This is a genomic window from Bacteroides intestinalis (assembly GCF_003464595.1).
GTDB classification, from domain to species: Bacteria; Bacteroidota; Bacteroidia; order Bacteroidales; family Bacteroidaceae; genus Bacteroides; species Bacteroides intestinalis_A.
In genome coordinates this window covers 86,005-109,326 of sequence record NZ_QRZF01000017.1, presented here as the reverse complement: position 1 = coordinate 109,326, position 23,322 = coordinate 86,005, and the positions used below count along the sequence as shown (strand labels likewise).

The following is a 23,322-nucleotide window of genomic DNA, read 5'->3' as shown; positions in this document are numbered from 1 at the left end:
TAAATGGACATACGAACCTGGGACAAGCGAAAATCGCCTGCCATACGTTGCGTAAAAAATAATTAAAAAATTAACAGATAGGAGGTGCGCGAAGACCGATGGCGCGAGCAACATAATCGAGATGACTGCCCGCAATATAAGGTTTGGGAACAAATGGCAAACTCCCGAGGAGTTCGGAAGCAACTGTACCGACGACTATATCGGCTGAAAATAAATCGAACTGATAGTCGAAATCAAAAGAACCTGAATCAAAGCTATTATCTTTCTGTAACCGGAAAACAGCAGCGACAACCGTTTCATTGATAGCGCATTCTTCCGAATTCGAACCGTGATGATGTGTCTCGCTGTCGTGTGAATGATTCAGTGCTTTTTGTGCGTCATCGTCAAGAACATTGACGATTGCTGCAAAAACCTTATTGTGATGATGATGGGGTACAACAGCATGGGCCAATATCGCAATATTGGCAAGCAATATAAAAAATATGGATATTGCTCTTTTCATTTGTTGTTCCAACATAATTCTTTCAATTTGCAAATATAACCAATTTAAATTCAACCGGAAGAAAATTTGTAGGAAATTTCAGCCATCGCCATTTAATCGTTATTTTTCGCTTAATCGCCCGACTTCGGAGGGGCGATTGTTTCCCGTCAGGGCAAGACTTTTGAGAGTAACTTACTCCCATATCGGGGAAGAGGCTTGCATCTCCGTAGTTTTTGATACGTTCTGCGTTTTTCAATACCTCCATATCCAGCTATTGCTCGATTATTGTATTCGTTTTTATAACCGTCAGTTTACCGAACGGCATGAATTAAACAAGGATGTATTAGCAGCGTTTCGAGAAGTCTGCCAAAGAATATCTACGGAAGAAATTACTGGAAGCGGCGAAAGAACTATTTCTGAATCCACAAAAGAGCATCACGCCAGTTGGTATTTCCCTCGGCTTCCAATATCCACAATATTTCGTCCGCTTCTTTAAACGCATGACGGGTATGACGCCAAGCGAGTTTCGGGGAAACTGAAATCGTTACAGATATTTTGTTTGCAGCCTTTTTGTACTCATCCGCTATTGGAGCACATCAAACACTTTTATTAGAGTATCCTCAAGTTCTTTGGCGAAAAATAATAGGTTTACGTAATATTCACTACCTTTGTAGCCAAAGCAAAAACATTGCATGTGAAAAGGTTACTTTCCAACATCGTAAAGTATGTACTGATAGTAGTATTTGTTTATTACTACGTAGGAAACACAGCCTTTGTCCATACACATGTAGTCGATAATTTTCTCGTAACTCACTCCCACCCTTACCTGCCGGGCACACATCATTCGCACACAGAAGCACAGTGGGAAACCGTCTCCTGGTTCAATTTATTATGCCTGGACAGTTCGCATGAGTTACCGATAGTCCCCTTTATTTTATTTTTCCTAAGTTTCATCTTCTTGTTGCATGGAGCAAACCGGATTGTTCGCACGGCCCGGTCTTTCCATTTACGTTCTCCACCCTGTCATGTATGCTGAACAGATTTTATTATTTAAGTTTCGTATGTAGCCTGAAAGACAGAGCATATGCGAAACCTTAATCTGTTATTCCCAAAATACATGAAGAAAAACGAGTTCTTATCATAACGACAAAGAAATGAAATACATATATTTATTGTGCCTGACCGGCATGATGTGCTATGCCTGTACCGGTCAGCAAAAAGAACAGGAAAACCAGGAATTTTCTGTCTCAGGAGATACTATTGTGGTATCTTCGGAATCCCCCATCGCCAAGAAACTGAAAATAAGCGAAGTTCAGAAAGAATTGCATGAAACAACATTCACAGTTTCGGGCATCGTGAAAGCCATCCCCAATCATTATGCAGAAATAGCCTCTCCGTTTGCAGGACGGGTGACGCGTTCCTTTATCCGTCTGGGACAAAAAGTGGATAAAGGCAGCCCCTTGTTTGAAATCAGTTCGCCCGACTTCTTTGAAACCGGAAAAGTCTACTACCAGGCAAAGCAGGAAATGGAACTGGCTTCCAAGAATCTGCGCCGCGAACAGGACTTGTATGCACACAAAGTAAGTGCGCAAAAAGAAGTGGAAGAAGCCGAAGTGAACTATGAATTGAAAAAGAAAGATTATGAAAATACGTTGGCTGCCCTGAAAGTATTCCAGATAGAACCGGACCAGTTAGTACTGGGTCAGCCTATGATTGTCCGCTCACCCATTTCCGGTGAAATAGTGAAGAATAACATTGTAATCGGGCAATTTATGAAAGACGATGCTGACCCGGTAGCCGTGGTAGCCGATCTGAATGAAGTATGGGTAGCTGCCAATGTGAAAGAAAAAGATATGTCCCTGCTCTCTTCATTGAAAAAAGTGGAAATATCCCTGGTATCGCAATCGAACCAGACCTTCAGCGGCACAATCTACCATATCAATGAAATGCTGGATGAAGACACACGTTCGGTAGAAGTATTAGTGGCATGCGATAATAGAGAGCGACTGATGAAGCCTGCCATGTATGCCACAGTGAAACTGACTGACGAACCTGCTGAAAGCATTCTGATCCCGACTTCCGCCATTTTGCAGGAAGAAGAACAGGCGTATGTACTGGTCTCTTCGGGCAACAATAAATTCCTGAAACGGAAAGTGGAAACTTCTGCTACGGATGGCGACAAGAGTGTCATTACTTCCGGCCTGCAATCCGGAGAAAAGTATGTTTCGGACGGTGCTTTCTATCTGCTGAACGCCAACTAAACACCGGGGTTACATAATATGAAGAAGTTGATTTTTCTGGCGATACATCGTCGAGGACTGATGTTCGTATTGTTTGCCTTCATTGCCGTGGTGGGTTACTATTCATGGACAAGACTGGCAATAGATGCTTATCCGGATATTGCGGATACCACCGTACAGATTGTGACACAAGTGCCGGGACTGGCTGCCGAAGAGATAGAACAGCAAATCACAATTCCCATTGAACGGGCCGTAAACGGTCTGCCAGGACTGAACGTGATGCGAAGCAAAAACACCTTCGGACTGAGCACCGTGGTACTGGTGTTTGATGACGGAATTGATGACTACTGGGCACGCCAGCGTGTGCAGGAGCGCTTGGTAGATGTAGAATTACCTTATGGTGCCGTACCGGGGCTGAATCCCCTGACCTCGCCTACCGGAGAGATATTCCGCTACGTCATTGAAAGCGATAATCTGGACCTGCGTGAGATCACCGATTTGCATAAATGGGTGATTATTCCCCGGTTGAAACAAGTGACAGGCGTAGCCGATGTAAGCAACTACGGTGGCATCACTACCCAGTATCAGATCGAACTGAATCCACGTAAGATGGAAGAGTACGACATTTCCCTTTCTGACGTGACCGAAAAAGTTGAAATGAACAATGTGAACGCCGGAGGAAGTATGTTGAGCCGGGGTGATCTGAGTTACGTGATTCGCGGTATCGGTCTGGTGAAGGATTTGAAGGACTTAGGACGCATCGTTATCAAAACGGATAATGGAGTACCTGTGTATCTGGATGATATCGGAAAGTTGAAATATGGTAGCCTGGAGCGCAAGGGTGTACTGGGCTTTTATGATGGCAAACGTAATTTTTCTGACGGCGTAGAAGGCATTGTGCAAATGTTGCGTGGCCAGAATCCCTCACAAGTGCTCGAAGGAGTACATGCCGCTATTGACGAACTGAATAACGAAGTACTGCCCAAAGGCACACACATCCATCCTTTTATGGATCGCACGAACCTGGTGGATATGACCTTACACACAGTTTCGCATACACTGTTTATGGGTATGATCCTGGTGATATTGGTACTGATTCTCTTTTTAGGAAGCTGGCGGGGTGCATTGCTCGTTGCCGTCACTATTCCCCTATCGCTACTGATAGCTTTTATCCTGATGCACGTGACGGATATACCTGCCAACCTGCTTTCATTGGGAGCCATTGACTTCGGTATCCTGGTAGACGGCTCTATCGTGATGATGGAAACGATTCTGAAGAAGCGTGAACGGCATCCCGATGAAGTATTGGAAGAAGATTCCATCTTACGGCGTACAACGGAAGTCGCCCGCCCTATCTTCTTCTCTATCCTTATTATTATAACCGCTTATTTGCCCCTGTTTGCCTTCGAACATATCGAGAAGAAATTGTTTACACCGATGGCATATACAGTGGGATATGCACTGATAGGCGCTCTGTGTGTAGCATTGTTTCTAATTCCGGGACTGGCATATATGGCTTACCGTAAGCCTCGGAAAGTATATCATAACCGTTGGTTGGAAAAATTGCAGATGCTGTATCACGCACAAGTGGTTCGTGTAATTGACTGCCCGAAAGCCGTATTGGGAGTATTAGCGGGAATCCTGGTTTTAGCAGGTGTTTTGAGCTACACGGTGGGAAAAGATTTCCTTCCTCCATTGGACGAAGGGGCTATCTGGATTCAGGTACAATTGCCTCCGGGTATCTCCATCGAGCGTTCCAAAGAGATGGGAGCTGAATTAAGGAATAAATTGGGGCAGTTTCCGGAAGTGTCGTACGTAATGACACAAGTGGGACGTGACGATGAAGGTGCAGAAGCCTTTTCCCTTTCGCACATCGAGTGTGGTGTAGGATTGAAACCTTACGATAGCTGGACTACAGGACGCAATAAAGCCAAGCTGATTGAAGCGATGAATGATACACTCATGACCATGCCGGGATATTCGGTAGGTTTCTCCCAGCCGATTATTGACATGGTGATGGACCAGATAGCAGGTGCGCACAGTGATCTTGCACTGAAGATATACGGGGAAGATATCACGGAAACGCGTCATATTGCCGATAAAGTTGTCAATGTCATCAAGCAGATTCCGGGCGCGACGGATGTTGCCGTAGACCAGGAACCTCCCCTTCCCCAACTTCAGATTATAGCAGATCGTGACCGTATTGCCCAATACGGATTGAATGTCTCGGACGTGGCCGATCTGATAGAACTTGCCATTGGCGGTAAGGCTATTTCGCAAATCTTTGTGGGTAGTAAGTCGTATGACGTCATCTGCCGTTTCAGCGAAGAGACGCGCAATACACCGGAACGCATCGGAAACCTGATGCTGACTTCGGGCACAGGCGCCAAGATACCATTGAGCCAGGTTGCGGAGATCAAACTGACCACAGGAGCAAGCACCATTTCACGCGAGATGAATAAGCGGCATCTTACAATCCGCGTCAATCTGCGTGGTATCGACCTGACTTCTTTCTTGCAGAAAGCGAACAGGATGATTGATGACCAGGTGAAATACAATCACGAAGATTTTCACCTGAAATGGGCGGGACAGTTTGAAAACCAGCATCGTGCATACAATCGTTTGGGCGTGGTAGTTCCGTTGGCATTGGGCATTATGTTACTGTTATTGTTTGCCGCCCTCGGCAAATTCCGGCAAGCGGCTTTATTGATGTGTATCATTCCGCTGGCACTCTTCGGAGGTATGCTTGCACTGAATGTACGGGGAATGACGCTGAATGTATCTTCTGCCGTAGGCTTCATCGCACTGATTGGTGTAGCTATTCAGAATGGAGTGATTATGATTTCGCATATCAATAATTTGCGCGAACGGGGGCGCGACTTGCGCGATGCTGTGGTTACCGGTGTGCGCCATCGTTTCCGTCCCATTCTGATGACGGCTACCGTTGCTGTGCTGGGTTTGCTTCCGGCATCCCTGAGTACGGGAATTGGTTCCGATGTACAGCGTCCGCTGGCAACGGTTATTGTATACGGATTGCTGTTTGCTACTGTGGTGACACTGTATATTCTCCCCACTTTATATTATATGATGGAAAAAAAGGAAGATAAAAAGGATGAAAATGAAAAGATATAATATTGCGTTGTTTACCCTTATTGTTTGTGCCTGTTCAGTGCAGGCACAAACTGTAGAACCGATTACTTATAAGCAGTATATGCATAAAGTAAGTGCCGACAATCTGGAATATGCAGCGGAGAAAATGAATGTCAGCGCCGCACATGCAGATGTGATAGCTGCCAAAGTATTTGATGATCCGTCGCTCTCTTTTACTTATTCCAACAATGAAGACCATACTTTGCAAATGGGGCAAAGCTATGAACTGGAACTTTCGCAGAACGTAACTTTAGGAAGACGTACGGCCGGCATCAAGTTGGCACGCAGCCAAAATGAACTGGCGGAGATTGTGCTGGATGATTATTTCCGGAATTTACAGGCGGACGCCACCATTGCTTATCTGGAAGTAATGAAGCAAAAACAACTCAGTGACATCAAGAGAAGTGCATGGAGCAATATGTACGACCTGGCGAAATCCGATAGTATTCGTCTGGCATCCGGCAAGATCATGGAGGTGGAAGCGATACAAAGCAGGCTGGAAGCGGATATCATGTATAATGAGGTGCTGCAAGCTGAGACGGACTTAAAGCAGGCATATATGCAACTGTCCCTCTTTGTCGGAACCACAGTTACAGATACGCTGTTTCATCCGGTGGAAGAACTGAAAAAGCCGGAACAGGTATTTGTGCTGAACGGATTGATTGAGGGAGCTATAGAACATCGTTCTGATTTGCTGGCAGCTTTGAAGAATACGGAGGTTGCACGCCGTGAACTGATTCTGGCTAAGCGTGAAAAGCGTCCAGATGTGGAGTTTTCATTAGGATGGAGCCATAACAAGCGTGTGCGCAATGAAGAAGCACCTGCCCCGGCATTCAATGGAGTCAGTGCGGGGATTGCGATTCCTTTAAACTTCTCTTCTCTGAACAGCGGTGCGGTCAATGCTGCCCGTTTCCGTGCCCGCCAGGCAGAATTGCAATATGAGCAAATGTGCTTGCAGGTACAACGGGAAGTTATGGGAGCCTATCAGCAATTCCAATCGCAGGCACTTCAAGTGAAACATTACGAAGGTGGAATCCTGAAACAGGCGCAGGATGTGCTTGAAGGTAAAATATACAGTTATAACCGGGGCGAAGTTTCTCTGTTGGAAATACTGAATGCACAACGGACGTATGATGAAGTTCAGGCGCAATATATAGAAACGCTGTTTAATTATAATGCGGCACTCGTCGAGCTGGAACGCAGCTGCGGAATTTGGGATATAAAGGGATAAATTGTTGATAATATAAAAATGAGGGTATGTAAACTTTTACAATATCCTCATTTTTCGTATCATTGCAAACATAATCCTCTAAAGAACATACTATTATGAAAACTAGATTTTTATTATTTGCCGTATTTCTATTGGTGTGCAGCACTGCATTCAGTCAAGACAGTGATAATGCGAAGTATATTGAGGTTACCGGAACTTCGGAAATAACCCTTGTGCCCGACGAGATTCATTATCTTATCGAGATTAAAGAATATTGGGAAGAGGAATTTGACGGAAAGTCCAAACCGGAGAATTATCGGACCAAAGTACCACTGACCGGAATAGAGCGAAATTTGAGGGCTGCCTTGCGAAAAATCGGGATTCCGGAAGACGCCATCCGTACACAAGAAGTAGGTGACTATTGGCGTGAACGCGGACTTGAATTCCTGGTATCCAAACGGTTTGATATTACATTGACCGATTTTAGTCAGATAGATGAGATTCTAAAGGTTATCGACACGAAAGGTATCAACTACATGCGTATCGGAGAACTGAAAAACAAGGATATGCAGGTCTATCGGCAACAAGGCAAGATAGAGGCACTGAAAGCTGCACGAAAGAAAGCTGAATATTTGGTGGAAGCATTAGGTAAACGCCTGGGAGATGTCATTCGCATTGTCGAACCGCAGGAAAGTGCAGGTTATTCCCGGTATTTTGCAGCCCAGAGCAATGTAAGTTCATCACAGGCAGAAGCTTATGATGCTTTCCGTACGATAAAACTGAATTATTCGATGCTGGTGAGGTTCGAGATAAAGTAGAATCGTACGGAGAGCAACGAAAGACTCTATTTCTTCATCCTTACCTCATACAAGTCACTTCTTCTGTCTTTCAGATTGCGCACACTGCCGTAAGTATGCAATTCATTCAATAAATCCAGATCCACATCGGATACCAGTATCATTTCTGTATTCGGTGTGGCTTCTGCACGCTTGCCATCCGTCGGGAATGCAAAGTCGCAGGGAGTAAATACACCTGACTGTGCATACTGAATATCCATATTGTGCACACGCGGAAGATTACCTACACTACCGGCAATGACAACGAAACATTCATTTTCAATGGCACGAGCATGGGCGCATACCTTTACACGTGAGTAAGCATTTTGCGTATCTGTCAGGAAAGGAACGAATAAAATCTGCATGCCCTGGTCTGCCATGATACGGGATAATTCCGGAAATTCCACATCGTAGCAAATCAGTACGCCGATTTTTGCACAGTCCGTATCGAATGTCTGCAAAGCCTTTCCGCCACTTAATCCCCAGCTTTTTATTTCATCGGGTGTGACGTGCAACTTCTCATACATCTCAAAACTACCATCGCGACGACAAAGGAAACCGACATTATACAAAAGTCCATCTTCTTTAATAAGCGGCATGCTACCCGTAATGATATTGATATTGTAACTGATAGCCAACTTTACAAATCGTTCTCTAATCTCCTCAGTATAAGCCGCCAGTCCGCGAATGGCCTGTGACTCCCCTTCATTATTGAATTTTGCCATCAGCGGGGCATTGAAGTATTCGGGGAAAAGGATGAAGTCACTCTTATAATCGGATACGGCATCCACAAAGAATTCTACCTGTTCAAACAGGTCATCCAGCGTTTGATAACTACGCATTTGCCACTGCACCAATCCTACGCGCACGGTGGTTTTCGGTGCAATATATTCTTCCGTAGGTTCCTGATAGTAAATGTTATCCCATTGCAACAGACAAGCATAATGCTTGGACTCTTCATCATTAGGCAGGTAATTGCGCATCACCTTGCGTACGTGGAAATCATTGGAAAGCTGAAAGGTCAATACGGGGTCGAAAATTTCTTTCTGCTTTACCTTATCTATATACTCTTTCGGGCGGAGTTGATCCGAGTATTTATAATAGTTGGGAATACGCCCACCGAACATAATAGCTTTCAGATTCAGAGTTTCGCAAAGCTCCTTGCGGTATTCGTACATACGGCGTGCCAGACGAAGTCCACGGTATTGGGGATGAATAAAGACTTCAATACCATATAATATATTGCCTTTAGGATTATGGGTATTGAAGGTTTCTTTACCCGTCACCTGTGCATAAGTATGATCGTTCTTCACATCATCGTAATTCACAATGATGGAAAGTGCGCAGCCGACAATCTTTTCGTCTACCACGGTTACAATCTGTCCTTCGGGGAAAATTCGGATGAGTTTTTCAATTTGTTTGTGTGTCCAAAACACATCGCTGCCATCCGTATATACACGGGTGAATGATTGCGCCAGTTGCTCGTAGTCTTCTATCTGTAAATTACGCAACTGTACTTTGTTGATTTTCAATGAGTCCATAATGTCTCTTTTTTATACCAAAAGTTAAATCCGCTGCAAAGGTACGGTTTAAACTTATACATTGTCTCCCGGAATGCATATTTTTGTGAGAGACTGATTTTGCAATAAAAAAGAAATGAGGATTTAACACTCTAGGAATAAGAGTATTTTGCTTTTTTTATACTTTTGCATCGTTTTCTACAACTTTCAGTTTATTTCTTACTTAAATTTTTAAAATCATGGCTAAAAAGATGTTATTCCTGTTTGTGCTTTTGCTTTCCCTTACAGGAATGCTCAAGGCACAGGTAACTACTGCCGGAATGAGTGGTAAAGTGATGGCTGACGAAGAATCTGTCATCGGCGCTACGGTTGTAGCCGTACACGAACCTTCCGGAACCAGTTACGGTACTGTTACCAATGTAGACGGACGTTTCAGTCTGCAAGGTATGCGCTCCGGTGGTCCTTACAAGGTGACGGTATCTTACATCGGTTATCAGACGGCAATCTATACAGGCATCCAGCTGCAACTGGGTGAAACTTATTCATTGAATGTAACCCTGCACGAAGCTTCGGAATTATTGGGAGAAATCACTATTACGGCCAGTAAGTCAAAGTTCAGTGCTGAAAAGACGGGAGCTACTACCAATATTTCTTCTGAACAACTCACCACATTGCCCAGCATTAACCGCAGTATCAGCGACTTTACCCGCATCTCTCCATATGCGTCAGGAAACAGTTTTGGAGGCCGTGACGGACGCTCCAATACGTTCACGGTAGACGGTGCGAACCTGAATAACAACTTCGGCCTGTCGTCTGGTTTGCCAGGCGGTGGAAATCCGATTTCACTGGATGCCATTGATGAAGTACAGGTTGTGATTGCCCCATACGACGTGCGTCAGGCAAACTTTATCGGTGCAGGTATCAATGCCATTACGAAATCGGGTACAAACGCTTATAGAGGTAGCGCTTATATGTACTTCAACAATGAAGTGATGCGCGGTAACAAAATTGGCGATACTGATTTCGGTGTGCGTGCCGAAGAGTCCAAGACTATTTACGGTGCTACATTGGGCGGTCCTATCATTAAAGACAAGCTGTTCTTCTTTGCAAATGTAGAGTATGAAATGAGTCCGCAGCAAGTAATTACATGGCGTGCGGCAAAAGAAGGAGAAGACCCGAATAACTCTACGATTTCACGAACTACGGAAGCTGATCTGGCGGAATTTTCACAGATTCTGAAAGACAAATACGGATACAATACCGGTTCGTTCACAGATTTCCCTGCCGATGTCACCAACCTGAAATTGCTGGGACGTATTGACTGGAATATCAATCAGGGAAATAAGTTGAGTGTACGCTATAACTTTACCAATAACAAAACCTGGGAAGCACCCAATGGAAGTTCGGGAAATACCGGGTATCGTTTGGCATACAACCGTGTTTCAGCATATTCCATGTCCTATGCAAACTCTTGCTATTCTTTGCAGAACATTGTAAACTCGGCTACTGCCGAATTGAATAGTCGTTTCTCTTCCAATATTTCCAATCAACTGTTGTTTACATACAGTGACATGAAGGATGAACGCGGTACAAACTCCAGCCCCTTCCCTTTCATTGATATTATGGCCGGATATTACGAAAACGGTAATCAGATATTAGAACCTTACATGACTGCCGGTTACGAGTTGTTCACCTATAACAACCTGGTGAAAAATACGGTTATGACTATTGTGGATAACTTCACCTATTATCTGGGAGCTCATAAACTGACGGCAGGCATCAGCTACGAACGTCAAAAAGCCGGAAATTCATACATGCGCAACGGAACCGGATATTATCGCTATTCCAGCTTCGAGGATTTCAAAAACGGAGCTGCACCTGAGTCGTTTGCCTTGGCTTATGGATACAATGGTAATACCAAGCCTTCTGCGGATGTGAAATTCGGCCAGTTGGGCATTTATCTGCAAGACGAATGGAACATACGCGATAATTTTAAACTGACTGCCGGTATACGTATGGATAATCTCAGCTTCCTGAATGATATAATGCGTAATCAGGCTATCTACGATCTAGATTTCAATGGTATGCATATTGATACCGGTGCATGGCCCGATAGCAAACTGCAATTCTCACCGCGTGTAGGTTTCGCCTGGGATGTATTCAATGATAAGACATTAAAAGTGCGTGGTGGATCAGGATTCTTCACTGGACGTATTCCTCTGGTGTTCTTTACCAATATGCCTACCAACTCGGGTATGATTCAAAATCTGGTAAGTATTACGACCAGATATAAGGATGGTGTTGTAACCAGTCGCGATCCCCGCTTGGAATTACTGAAAGGTAATATGATAGCGGATGTAAACCAAATGATTTCCACATTGGGACTTCCTACCACCATCAGTCCGGAAGAAGGTGTATTGCCAAGCTCCATAGTGGGCATCGATCCGGACTTCAAGATGCCGCAAGTCTGGAAAACCTCATTAGCTTTGGATTACCAGCTACCTGTATCTTTCCCGCTGACGGTTACACTGGAAGGAATGTTCTCTAAGGATATCAATGCGGTGCGTCAATACAACTACAACGTGCAGGCTCCGGATAAAGACAAATGGTCGCGTTTTAACGGACCGGATGATCGTTACATCTATCCTGAAAACTTCCTGCAACACACGAATATTAGTAGCGCGAATGTATTAACAAACACTTCTAAAGGTTGGGGATGGACAGGTAACATTACCGTAATGGCAGAACCCGCCAAGAATGTAAATATTATGGCAGCCTATACTCATACCGAATCAAAGGAAATCAGTGGTATGCCCGGTTCGGATGCTAATTCCGCCTGGACAAACGTTCCATCCATCAACGGACCGAACAGCTCGGGACTTATGCGTTCGCAATATGTCACTCCCAATCGTGTAGTTGCTTCCATTAACTGGCGCGTACATTTGAATAAGAAAACATCTTCGAATTTCAGCCTCTTTTATAGCGGATATTCATCCAGTGGCTACAGTTTTATGTACTCTAATGATATGAATGGCGATGGTGTGACCAATGATCTTATTTATATCCCGAAGACTAAAGATGAAATCAAGTTCACGAGTGCTGAAGATGCAGATGCTTTCTGGAAATTCGTGAATCAAGATCCTTATCTGAAGAAGCATAAAGGCGAATATGCCGAAGCTTATTCGGCACGTGCTCCCTGGGTACACCGCTTTGATTTCCGTTGGAGTCGCGACTTCTTTGTGAAGATTGGCAAAACTAAGAATACGCTGCAACTCAGCCTGGATATCCTGAATATAGGTAACTTGCTGAACAGCAAATGGGGTGTAACGAAAAACATGTCCGGGGCTAATGGCGGACGAATTCTGACCTATAAGGGTAAGGATGAGAGCAATACTCCTATTTTCTCTATGTACAAAGACAGTGACGGTAATTACCCTACCGAAAGCTTCACCCGAAACTTGAATTACAGCGAATGTTGGAAGCTTCAGATCGGTCTGCGATACGTATTCAATTAAAGATTCCGAACTTATATTTATCAAAAAAGAAAAGGTGCAACCGAAACATACCGGTTGCACCTTTTTACATTTATAAGATATTAAAGGAGAGAGAATTCTATTTGTTTTTTCTCCAGAGTTTACTCATGTCTTCCAGAGTCTTGCCTTTCGTTTCGGGTACCCAACGCCAAACAAAGAAGGCGGCTGCAACGCAGATGATACCATACAAGCTGTATGCGAACATCGGACTGAAGTCGTACAGTGCCGGGAACGTGGACGATACAATATAATTGAATATCCATTGGAAAGCTACCGCAATGGCCACAGCTTTACCACGAATGGTATTCGGGAAGATTTCTGAAATCAATACCCAGCAAATCGGTCCCCATGACATCATGAAGAATGCTGCGTATACAATTACGGAAAATACCGGAAGAATACCCTTGATTCCCATGCTGTCGCACATTGCCACTGCAAATGCACCTACTGCCATACCGATAGAACCGATAATCAGCAACGGCTTGCGTCCGAAACGGTCTACAGTAAAGATAGCTACAAGCGTAAATACAATGTTTACAATACCCATGATAACAGTTTGCATCATGCCACCGCCTTCAGCACCTGCACTTTCGAAAATACGCGGAGCATAGTATAATACTGCATTAATACCAATAGCCTGCTGGAATACGGAAAGCATGATACCGATAACAATAACTGCCACACCATAAGAGAACAACTTCTCGGTTTTTTCCTTGGAAGTAGCCTTGATTTCTGCCAGAATTTCTTTTGCTTTGTTTGCACCATTCACCTTCTCCAGAATAGAATATGCCTTTTCGTCCTGATGTACCAACACCAGATAACGCGGAGTCTTCGGTACGAAGAAAAGAAGGAAGCCGAATAATGCAGCCGGGAATGCTTCCGAACCGAACATATAACGCCATCCGGTTTGCACGCTCCACATATCCGAAGCGGCATTCACTGACAATATACCTTCAGCACTCTTGTCGATAATAGGATTCGTGTGGTCGCCCATGATCAGGAAGTTGACGAAGTAAACCACCAACATACCGAAGATAATGGCAAACTGGTTACAAGATACCAGCGTTCCACGAATGTTAGAGGGTGCAATTTCTGCGATGTACATCGGACATACGGCAGAGGCAAGACCTACACCGATACCGCCCAATACGCGATACAAATTGAATGCGATGAGCAATTCCATGTTTGGCTCACCGTAGTTGAAGAATAAAAATTCGGGATAGTAAGAACCCAATGCAGACAGGAAGAACAGCACGGATGCCAGTCTCAGCGAATTGCGTCGTCCCAGGCGGGAAGCGAAGAAACCGGAAAGAGCACCACCGATCACACAACCGATAAGTGCGCTGGAAGAAGTGATACCGTGCATCACCTTGTCATATTGGAAATCCGTAGCCATCAGGAAGAAAGCTTCCAAGCCCTTCTCCGCGCCCGAGATTACCGCCGTATCGTAACCGAACAGCAAGCCTCCCAGAATGGCAACGGTTGTAATAGAATACAGGTAGAGTTTACTACCATTGTTAGCATCATTCATGATAAAAAAGATTAGGTTGATAAATGAGTAAAAAGTGATAAAGAGATAAGGTGGTAGAGTGCCCTCACCCTACCACCTTATTATATTAGCAATACATATTCACGATTGCTTCATACAATTCTTGCTTACCGCTGGTTTGTTTCGGTTCGCCATTAGCTTTCGCATAAGCTACAACATCTTCCAAAGACAATTTGCCTTCTTCGAATTCCTTACCCTTGCCACCGTCGAATGATGCGTAACGGTCAGCCAACATCTTCTTGTAAGGAGATTCTTCCAGTAATTTAGCTGCACTTTCCAGAGCACGTGCCATAGCATCCATACCTGCAATGTGAGCGATGAAGATATCTTCCAGGTCGGTAGAGTTACGACGAGTCTTAGCGTCGAAGTTAGTACCGCCATTACCCAAACCACCGTTGCGGATGATCTGCATCATAGCCTGAGTCAATTCGTAGTTATCGATAGGGAATTGGTCAGTATCCCAACCGTTCTGGTAGTCACCACGGTTAGCATCTATAGAACCCAACATACCGTTATCAACAGCTACAGCCAGTTCGTGTTCGAAAGTATGGCCAGCCAAAGTTGCGTGGTTAACCTCGATGTTTACTTTGAAATCCTTATCCAAACCGTGAGCTTTCAGGAAACCGATAACAGTTTCAGTATCTACGTCATACTGATGTTTTGTCGGTTCCATCGGTTTCGGTTCAATCAGGAAAGTACCTTTGAAACCACGAGCACGTGCATAGTCACGAGCGATAGTCAACATCTTTGCAAGGTGTTCTTTTTCACGTTTCTGGTCAGTGTTCAGCAAAGACATGTAACCTTCGCGACCGCCCCAGAACACATAGTTTGAACCACCCAGTTCGATAGTAGCGTCAATAGCGTTCTTGATCTGAACAGCAGCGCGTGCTACAACGTCGAAATCAGGATTGGTAGCGGCACCGTTCATATAACGTGCATGACCGAATACGTTAGCAGTACCCCACAACAACTTGATACCAGTTTCAGCCTGTTTTTCTTTTGCATAAGCTACGATAGCTTTCAGGTTAGCTTCGTATTCTTCGATGCTTGCACCTTCAGAAATCAGGTCTACATCGTGGAAGCAATAGTATTCGATACCCATCTTCTGCATGAATTCGAAACCTGCATCCAATTTATTTTTAGCTGCTTGCAAAGCGTCAGAGTCACCATTCCAAGGGAATTGTTTCGTTCCGCCACCGAATTGGTCACCACCTTCTGCGCAGAGAGTGTGCCACCAAGCCATAGCAAACTTCAACCAATCTTTCATCTTCTTACCCATGATTACCTTCTCAGCATCGTAGTAACGATATGCCATCGGGTTCATACTCTCTTTACCTTCGAATTTAATCTTTCCTATTCCGGGAAAATACTCTTTTGTTGCCATAATTTTAATTGAATTTTAAAGGGTTAATTATGTTTTGATTGTTAACTGTACTATTCTAATTCCCCTCGTTTTCAGAGGAGAGTTAAGTTAGCATTATTTTGCCATTGATTTTTCCAAACGATGTTTCCAGCGTGCATAAGCATCTGCATATTCCTGGCGCTTAGCCTGATTAGGCTCGATAACATCCAGTTTTTCCAGCGTTGCGAATGCCTCGTTATTATCCTTATAGATACCTGCACCGATACCCGCTCCCTTGGCTGCACCTACCGAACCATCCGTATCGTACAGTTCGATTACAGCTCCCGTCACACCTGCCAGCGTATCGCGGAAGATGGAGCTAAGGAACATATTTGCATGGCCTGCATGGATTTTCTGTACAGGAATGCCCATACCTTCCATAATATCTATACCATACTTGAATGAGAATACAATGCCTTCCTGAGCTGCACGCACAATGTGTTGTTTGCCATGCAGATTGAAGTTCAAGCCACGGATAGAGCAGTTGATCTCTTTGTTTTCGAGCATACGTTCCGCACCGTTACCGAAGGGCAGAATACTGATACCTGCACTACCGATAGGAGCTTGTGATGCCAGTACATTCATTTCATTGTAAGAGATGCCTTCGGGAGCAATCGTACGTTTCACCCAAGAATTAAGAATACCCGTACCATTGATGCAAAGCAACACACCCAGACGGGTTTGTTCGTCCGTGTGGTTTACGTGAGCGAATGTATTTACGCGTGATTTCGGATCATAGTTCACTTCACCGTTCACACCATACACAACGCCCGAAGTGCCTGCTGTAGAGGCGATTTCTCCCGGATTGAATACATTCAGTGAAAGAGCGTTATTCGGTTGGTCACCTGCACGATATGTGATCGGTGTACCTTCCTTTAATCCCAATTCTTTTGCTGCGGCAGCATTCACACGGCCTTGTTCGGAGAATGTGGGTTTGATGTCCGCAATCAGAGAGTTATCGAAACCATAATAATCCATCAGGAAGTCGGCTACACGATTGTTCTTGAAATCCCAGAACATACCTTCCGAAAGTCCGGAAACAGTGGTACAGATTTCACCGCTCAACTTCATGGCGATGTAATCACCCGGCAACATAATCTTATAAATCCGTTCGTAGATAGCCGGTTCATTTTCCTTTATCCACGCCAGTTTAGAGGCAGTGAAGTTACCCGGAGAGTTCAACAGATGTGAGAGACATTTCTCTTCTCCCAGTGTTTCGAAAGCTTTCTGTCCGTAAGGCACAGCACGCGAGTCACACCAGATTATGGAAGGACGCAGTACATTCTGGTCTTTGTCCACACATACCAATCCATGCATCTGATAAGAGATACCGATTGCCTTGATTTCACCTGCGTTTGCACCCGATTCATTCATGACAGCCTGTGTGGCAAGTTTTAGATTTTCCCACCAGCTTTCGGGATTTTGTTCCGCCCAGCCCGGTTTAACTGCAATGATTGCCGCCTCTGTCTTCGGGAAGAAAGCAGAAGATACACATTTGCCGGTTTCGGCGTTTACCAGACTCGCTTTTACGGACGAGCTTCCAATGTCATAGCCTAATAAATACATGGTATTAATTATGAGTTTTGATTTATGAATTATTTTATTAATACTTATCTTCTTACCTTATTATATATCTTCTTATCGAATCGATAATAGCGTGCGGCACGGTGGGCAACTCCCTGTTGTTTTTCCTCCAATGGAACAACGTATTCCATCATTGCTATTTTCTTGTGGAAGTTCCGCACATCAATAGGCTTGCCATATATCAATTCATATAAAGTACGCAGTTGTGATGCCGTAAACTTACGGGGAAGCAGATCAAACAAAGCTGACGGATTAATTTCCACGTACTGGCGGATATACACCAATGCTTCTTTAATAATCAGATTATGGTCGAAAGCCAATGCTTTAATATCTTGTAATGCCACCCAATATGCTTCGAAATCAGCCAAATTCTTACTCAATGCCCGGTCTATCTTCACCAGTGACAGGTAAGCAATCGTAACGATACGCTCCACCCTCGATTCCATGGCCCGTTCCAGCCAATGAATGTCTTTCGGGTCCTTCGTCCTATTCTTAGAACCAAATGCCTTGAACTGCATCAGGTTGACGTTCTTCAAACCCGTTAGTTCGTTCAACACACGCTGGGCAGCTTCGTCCAAATCTTCATCCATATAGATCAGGCTTCCGGGAAGCTTCATATCGTGGAAAATTTCACCTTGCTCCTCACCTACACGTTTTATCAACAGAACTTTTAATTGTTCTCCGTCAAAGCCAATCACTACACAGTCTACTGATATATGATTGTTCGCTAATGGGGTTTTATGTTCCATGTTTTGCATAATATCCATGTTTAAGCGCTGCAAATATAAACAGGTTTTTTGAATATACAAGCGCAGAAAACTTAATTTCTATTATGTTATAAAGCACTATTTTTCAATATGATAGATATCGTACATTTTACAATATCAAAATATGGTCTTATCGTTGAAAGTACAATATGTATTGTTGATAAACGGAAGAATCAGGTAATTGTAGGAAGTACAATAAGAGTGAAGTGCTTTATTTTTAAGGATTTTAGTATACCGGAAGATTAAAAAGACAAGTACCTCTTATTGTATTTTAGTTGAAGTGCTATAAAAAGATTTTTTTTCTCATCTATCCCTCTGCTTCCCAATAAACTCCCTTCTCCGAACGGAGGGAGTTAAAATAGCTTATTGCACAAAAATCCTTCGTTTGTGCGGTCAATATCAGAAAAAGCTATACCTTTGCACCACTTTTTTAATTAACTACTAAAACAAGAACAGTATGAAAGCATTTGTATTTCCGGGTCAAGGTGCCCAATTCGTAGGAATGGGAAAAGACTTGTATGAAAACTCCGCTTTAGCAAAAGAATTGTTTGAAAAAGCCAATGATATCCTGGGATATCGCATTACGGATATTATGTTCAACGGTACGGACGAAGACCTGCGTCAGACGAAGGTAACTCAGCCTGCTGTATTCCTCCACTCCGTTATCTCCGCACTTTGTATGGGTGATGATTTTAAACCTGAAATGACTGCCGGTCACTCATTGGGCGAATTTTCTGCTCTGGTTGCTGCCGGTGCATTGAGCTTCGAAGATGGATTGAAACTGGTTTATGCCCGTGCCATGGCTATGCAGAAAGCTTGCGAAGCACAGCCCTCTACAATGGCGGCTATCATTGCCCTCTCCGATGAAAAAGTAGAAGAAATCTGCGAGCAAGTAACCGCTGAAGGTGAAGTTTGCGTTGCAGCCAACTATAACTGCCCGGGACAGATCGTAATTTCCGGTTCTATCGAAGGCATCAACAAGGCATGCGAACTGATGAAAGCTGCCGGAGCAAAACGTGCTTTACCTTTGAAGGTAGGCGGCGCTTTCCACTCTCCGCTGATGAATCCTGCAAAAGTTGAATTGGAAGCAGCTATCAACGCTACTGAAATCCACGCTCCCAAATGTCCGGTTTATCAGAATGTAGATGCATTGCCTCACACTGATCCGGAAGAAATCAAGAAAAACCTTGTAGCTCAGCTGACAGCTTCTGTACGCTGGACACAGACTGTTAAGAATATGGTTGCTGATGGTGCTACCGACTTCACAGAATGTGGCCCGGGTGCTGTACTGCAAGGTCTGATCAAGAAGATTGCACCGGAGGTATCTGCTCACGGTATTGCATAATCCTTAAATACAACATATTTGTAAGGGCTGTCTTTGTAACCAAAGACAGCCCTTTATTTTGTAATCATACTATCCGCATTCAGAATAGGAAGATAAACAGCATCTCAACAAAACTTTTTCATGTAAGTATGGAAGTTCTACATTCAACTTGCGTTATCTTTGCAAAAACATGCATGATATGGAGAAAATCGACGAATACAGAAACACCCTTACAATGCCTCTTTGCAAACTATCAATAGATAAACTGGTGCAGGAAATATGCCTGCATCCGGAATACCTTAAAGATATATACCAGTTGATTTCCGATGATAAAATCGTCGTTTCATGGCGGGCTATATGGGCATGTGAGAAAGTGAGTGAGAAACATCCCGGTTGGTTTGTTCCATTGCTGGATGATGTTATTCAGCGATTATTAGTCTGCAAACATGATGGTTCCAAACGGTTGCTGCTGTCTATATTATACAATGTACCTGCATCTGATCCTGTCTCTGTCGATTTGCTAAATTATTGCCTGGATCATATGTTGGCGCCACAAGAAAGTATCGGTGTGCAGGCATTATCTATCAGAATGGCTTACCAGCTTTGCAAGTCTGAGCCGGAACTTTTAAAAGAGCTGCAACTCATATTAGAGAATGCAGATACCGAATATTACTCCACAGGAGTTAAGACTACCATACGGAATATTCTGAAAAAGATAAATAAATAAGTTCCCATTTTTACATCCCTTTTTTCACTCCTAATTTGATGAGCAGCGCATTCATTGGGTATGCACATGCAAATCCTATCAACATGGCTATCTGCATCATAAACCAGAAAGCCCATGTATCTTTTGCCAACGGAATATCTTTGAAAATCACAAAATATACGATTGCCATCCACCCATACATACCCACTTGCCAGGAAAGTAATGAGAAGAAATCCGCCTTGAATGCCCGTATGAGTCCTGCGGCGACAGATATCTTTTCCATCTCCCTTATAGCATAGAATTGAAAATATATCCCGATAATCAATGCCAGGATAAAGTCGAATACCCAGTTACCGATAATCATGCTACCACCTATACTGATTGGGAAATAACATGTAATCCATTCACCAATAATATCTGCCAAAGTACAACCCGCACCGCAATGCAGAGCCGACAAAGCAATAGATTGCCAGTGCGGACGATCCATATTTCCCATGGGCCTATTCATCGGCATATCTTTCATGCTCATATCCATTTTCATATCAGCCCCCATGTCCATATCCTTACCGTCCTCCTTTGGTGCAGTCTCCATCCCGAACTTAAAGTAAGCCCAGAGAGCGAGATAACTTGCCCAAAGTGCGGTAAGCACCCACACAACATTCATGATTTTCATGGATTGTTTATTCTGTACCAAATCATTGGCGATAATCAGGGCAATGACAAAGCCCGAACAGATGAAAAACAATGAAATTGTTGTAAGCATAACTACGAAGTTTTAAAGTGAATAGCAGAGAAACAGCTTATAACAGAAAAGGTTGATATATAGAATGAAAAAACACTTAAAGCCGCAACTTTTCATGCTAAATGATGAATGGTGCCCCCTAAATTATTTTTCTGTAATCCCCATCACTTTTCTTCTTAAACCCATTACTTAGCAATACCTTTATTGAAGCTGCGTTTTCTTCCGAAGGGTCTGCTGCTATTTCACGTCCTCCCAATTCAATGATCTTCTCTTCCAACTTCCGGATAATCATTTTACCGATGCCTCTATTCAGATACTCTTCTTCACCAATCAAATATCCGATCTCGTAAGTATGGTTCTTTTCGGGGATGTCTCCATACAAACTCTCAAAGTCGTGCCCTTCTTCCTCCAAGTCCTTCAAGAAAAAACAATCAGCAAAAAGACAATACCCAATCTTCTTATCTTTGTAGTAAACAATAAAATGTCTTATGAAGCCATACTTACCATTTCTGTTGTTTACCTCATCCAGCCAGGCCTCTCTTTGTTCTTCCCCATCCGGGCACAGCCACTTATAGATATAATCTTTACTCAACTACCTGTCAAACAACGGTATATCTTCGTCAAGCAAAGGCTTTAATACAATTCCATCCTTATCGAACATAAGCTTATTGAAGTCATTTTCATGTTTATTCAACCCGATTCCCTTTCACATCTATAAAGAAAGTTTCACCGTTCAGTTTCACCTTTGCTTTACCATCTTTATTAAAATAGCGGGCGTCATCATATATAAAAGGAATAACCTCTTTCCCTGTCTGATCTATAAAGCCGCATTTACCCTCCATACATACTGCTGCCAGCCCTGTTTTGGTAAAAGACCATGCAGGATTATATATACATGGAATCACTTCCTTCCCCGTTTTATCCACATACCCCCACCAACCATTCTGCCTGACTAATGCCAATCCTACAGAAAAGGCATGGGCATAGTCATAGATAAACGGCACGACTTCTTCGCCTGTTGCTGCATCTATAAAGCCCCATTTACCATCGTATTCCGTTGGTACTAATTTTTGTACTTTCATTTTTTGAGTATCCATAATTGCTGTAATCCGTTAAACTTTGAATTGATAAACAAGAAATAGTTCAGAGGAATGAACTTACCCATATTGCGGAACATTCAGAATCAGCATACAGAGTATGCTCAGTGGCAAAGATAAAGATAAAAAGCGAGAATAAAACACCGGTTAAGAAGAAAGCTTGTGAAACGAAGCGCAATCAGAAAGAAAAAACAGATTTCAAAAGAATAATTCTCCGCTTTATGCTATTTTTGCAGAAAGCGCTTAAAAAGTATTCTTATGGATTATAAAATAAATGCCCCGACCGATGGAGATGAGATGATATTCAGACATGCGGATATCTTTTTCAGTTGTTTCTACAATGACGAAAATCATTGTGTACATCAATCCCGCGAGCACGCCATGAACTATGTTTATTCAGGCGAAATGCTCATTGATGACGGGAACAAAATCACCCATGTACAGAAAGGCGAGTGTGTGTTTATCCGGCGCGACCACCGGGTTACGCTGACTAAGAAACCACTCGACGGCGAGCAGTATTGCGGTATTTTCCTGATGTTTACACGGCGTTTCCTGCGCGAGATGTTTCAGCGACTTCCTTCGGATAAAGCGCTGGACAATGTGCCCAAAGTCCGTTCAAGCGTGATTAAATTGCCTATCAGCATGGAAATTGATAGTTTGTTCACTTCGATGACTCCTTACTTCAACCAGAAGCTCCGGGCACAGGACGATTTCATGAATCTGAAATTGCAGGAGGGACTGCTGGCGTTGCTACATATCGACGAACGCTTTTATCCCACACTCTTTGATTTCAACGAACCCTGGAAAATTGACATTCTGGAATTCATGGAACAAAATTACATGTACGATTTCAGTATGGAAGATTTAGCTACATTTACGGGACGCAGTCTGGCTACATTCAAACGGGATTTCAAGAAGATTAGCACCCTTACTCCGCAAAAATGGCTGATTCACAAACGCCTCGAAGCGGCCTACGAGAAAATGAAAACCGGCACACGGAAAGTACAGGACGTTTATCTGGAAGTAGGATTCAAGAATCCATCCCACTTTGCTACGGCTTTTAAAAAACAATTCGGCGTCTCTCCTACTGCTATCTCCCAATAAATTTCCGTGAGTTGCGATTGATATAGTAAATTGAGCTTCTGAGAAAGATTCTTTGAGCCTCGCAGCAAATCCGCTGC

At 43.5% G+C, this 23,322-nt stretch carries 18 protein-coding genes and 1 pseudogene; 10 read left to right on the top strand and 9 right to left on the bottom strand.

The window, feature by feature from the left end; all coding sequences use genetic code 11:
* Positions 1–70: 70 nt before the first annotated feature.
* Entirely contained in the window at positions 71–517 is a 447-nt protein-coding gene (locus tag DWW10_RS19595) for a DUF6769 family protein (protein WP_118487244.1), read from the bottom strand.
* 356 nt (positions 518–873) lie between these two features.
* Here DWW10_RS19595 and DWW10_RS26490 point away from each other — a divergent pair, with 356 nt between their 5' ends.
* The 6 genes from DWW10_RS26490 to DWW10_RS19570 all read left to right on the top strand — a co-directional run bounded on the left by DWW10_RS26490 (position 874) and on the right by DWW10_RS19570 (position 7,899).
* Complete coding sequence (locus tag DWW10_RS26490; protein WP_256141141.1) at positions 874–1,020, top strand: helix-turn-helix domain-containing protein; 147 nt, start codon at positions 874–876, stop codon at positions 1,018–1,020.
* A gap of 155 nt (positions 1,021–1,175) precedes the next feature.
* Complete coding sequence (locus DWW10_RS25910; RefSeq protein WP_147350479.1) at positions 1,176–1,517, top strand: hypothetical protein; 342 nt, start codon at positions 1,176–1,178, stop codon at positions 1,515–1,517.
* Positions 1,518–1,635: 118 nt separating this feature from the next.
* Positions 1,636–2,742 (top strand): efflux RND transporter periplasmic adaptor subunit, encoded by a 1,107-nt coding sequence (locus DWW10_RS19585; RefSeq protein ID WP_118422140.1) that lies wholly within the window; start codon positions 1,636–1,638, stop codon positions 2,740–2,742.
* Between the two features lie 18 nt (positions 2,743–2,760).
* Positions 2,761–5,853, top strand: a complete 3,093-nt coding sequence (locus DWW10_RS19580; RefSeq protein ID WP_007218461.1) for an efflux RND transporter permease subunit — start codon at positions 2,761–2,763, stop codon at positions 5,851–5,853.
* Positions 5,840–7,102, top strand: a complete 1,263-nt coding sequence (locus tag DWW10_RS19575) for a TolC family protein (RefSeq protein WP_118422156.1) — start codon at positions 5,840–5,842, stop codon at positions 7,100–7,102. The genes DWW10_RS19580 and DWW10_RS19575 overlap by 14 nt, the downstream gene beginning before the upstream one ends.
* Positions 7,103–7,197: 95 nt before the next feature.
* Positions 7,198–7,899, top strand: coding sequence for an SIMPL domain-containing protein (locus DWW10_RS19570; protein WP_022392923.1), 702 nt, complete (start codon positions 7,198–7,200; stop codon positions 7,897–7,899).
* 26 nt (positions 7,900–7,925) lie between these two features.
* Here DWW10_RS19570 and DWW10_RS19565 read toward each other — a convergent pair whose 3' ends face one another.
* Positions 7,926–9,458 (bottom strand): carbon-nitrogen hydrolase family protein, encoded by a 1,533-nt coding sequence (locus tag DWW10_RS19565; protein WP_007662724.1) that lies wholly within the window; start codon positions 9,456–9,458, stop codon positions 7,926–7,928.
* A gap of 218 nt (positions 9,459–9,676) precedes the next feature.
* On the opposite strand from DWW10_RS19565, the gene DWW10_RS19560 reads away from it, so the two are divergent.
* Complete coding sequence (locus DWW10_RS19560; protein ID WP_118422139.1) at positions 9,677–12,952, top strand: TonB-dependent receptor; 3,276 nt, start codon at positions 9,677–9,679, stop codon at positions 12,950–12,952.
* A gap of 97 nt (positions 12,953–13,049) precedes the next feature.
* On the opposite strand, the gene xylE is transcribed toward DWW10_RS19560, so the two are convergent.
* The 4 genes from xylE to DWW10_RS19540 all read right to left on the bottom strand — a co-directional run bounded on the left by xylE (position 13,050) and on the right by DWW10_RS19540 (position 18,263).
* Entirely contained in the window at positions 13,050–14,501 is a 1,452-nt protein-coding gene (gene xylE / locus DWW10_RS19555) for a D-xylose transporter XylE (RefSeq protein ID WP_118422138.1), read from the bottom strand.
* Positions 14,502–14,586: 85 nt separating this feature from the next.
* Positions 14,587–15,903, bottom strand: a complete 1,317-nt coding sequence (gene xylA / locus DWW10_RS19550; RefSeq protein ID WP_007214097.1) for a xylose isomerase — start codon at positions 15,901–15,903, stop codon at positions 14,587–14,589.
* A 93-nt stretch (positions 15,904–15,996) separates the two neighbouring features.
* A complete protein-coding gene (locus tag DWW10_RS19545; protein WP_007218455.1) occupies positions 15,997–17,487 on the bottom strand; it encodes a xylulokinase in 1,491 nt (496 codons plus the stop codon).
* A gap of 44 nt (positions 17,488–17,531) precedes the next feature.
* Positions 17,532–18,263, bottom strand: coding sequence for an NUDIX hydrolase (locus DWW10_RS19540; RefSeq protein WP_118422155.1), 732 nt, complete (start codon positions 18,261–18,263; stop codon positions 17,532–17,534).
* 466 nt (positions 18,264–18,729) lie between these two features.
* Between DWW10_RS19540 and fabD the strand changes: the two genes are divergently transcribed.
* On the top strand, positions 18,730–19,617 hold the full coding sequence (gene fabD / locus DWW10_RS19535; RefSeq protein WP_007214093.1) for an ACP S-malonyltransferase: 888 nt from the start codon (positions 18,730–18,732) through the stop codon (positions 19,615–19,617).
* 178 nt (positions 19,618–19,795) lie between these two features.
* Entirely contained in the window at positions 19,796–20,323 is a 528-nt protein-coding gene (locus DWW10_RS19525) for a hypothetical protein (protein WP_409012382.1), read from the top strand.
* Between the two features lie 10 nt (positions 20,324–20,333).
* Here the strand turns inward: DWW10_RS19525 and DWW10_RS19520 are convergent, their stop codons facing one another.
* The 3 genes and pseudogenes from DWW10_RS19520 to DWW10_RS19510 form a co-directional block, all read right to left on the bottom strand.
* On the bottom strand, positions 20,334–21,065 hold the full coding sequence (locus tag DWW10_RS19520) for a DUF4396 domain-containing protein (RefSeq protein WP_182021477.1): 732 nt from the start codon (positions 21,063–21,065) through the stop codon (positions 20,334–20,336).
* Positions 21,066–21,183: 118 nt separating this feature from the next.
* Positions 21,184–21,705 (bottom strand): annotated as a pseudogene (locus DWW10_RS19515) (GNAT family N-acetyltransferase).
* Between the two features lie 25 nt (positions 21,706–21,730).
* Entirely contained in the window at positions 21,731–22,126 is a 396-nt protein-coding gene (locus DWW10_RS19510) for a WG repeat-containing protein (RefSeq protein ID WP_229114532.1), read from the bottom strand.
* A gap of 273 nt (positions 22,127–22,399) precedes the next feature.
* On the opposite strand from DWW10_RS19510, the gene DWW10_RS19505 reads away from it, so the two are divergent.
* On the top strand, positions 22,400–23,245 hold the full coding sequence (locus tag DWW10_RS19505) for a helix-turn-helix domain-containing protein (protein WP_118422135.1): 846 nt from the start codon (positions 22,400–22,402) through the stop codon (positions 23,243–23,245).
* The last annotated feature ends 77 nt before the right edge of the window (positions 23,246–23,322 follow it).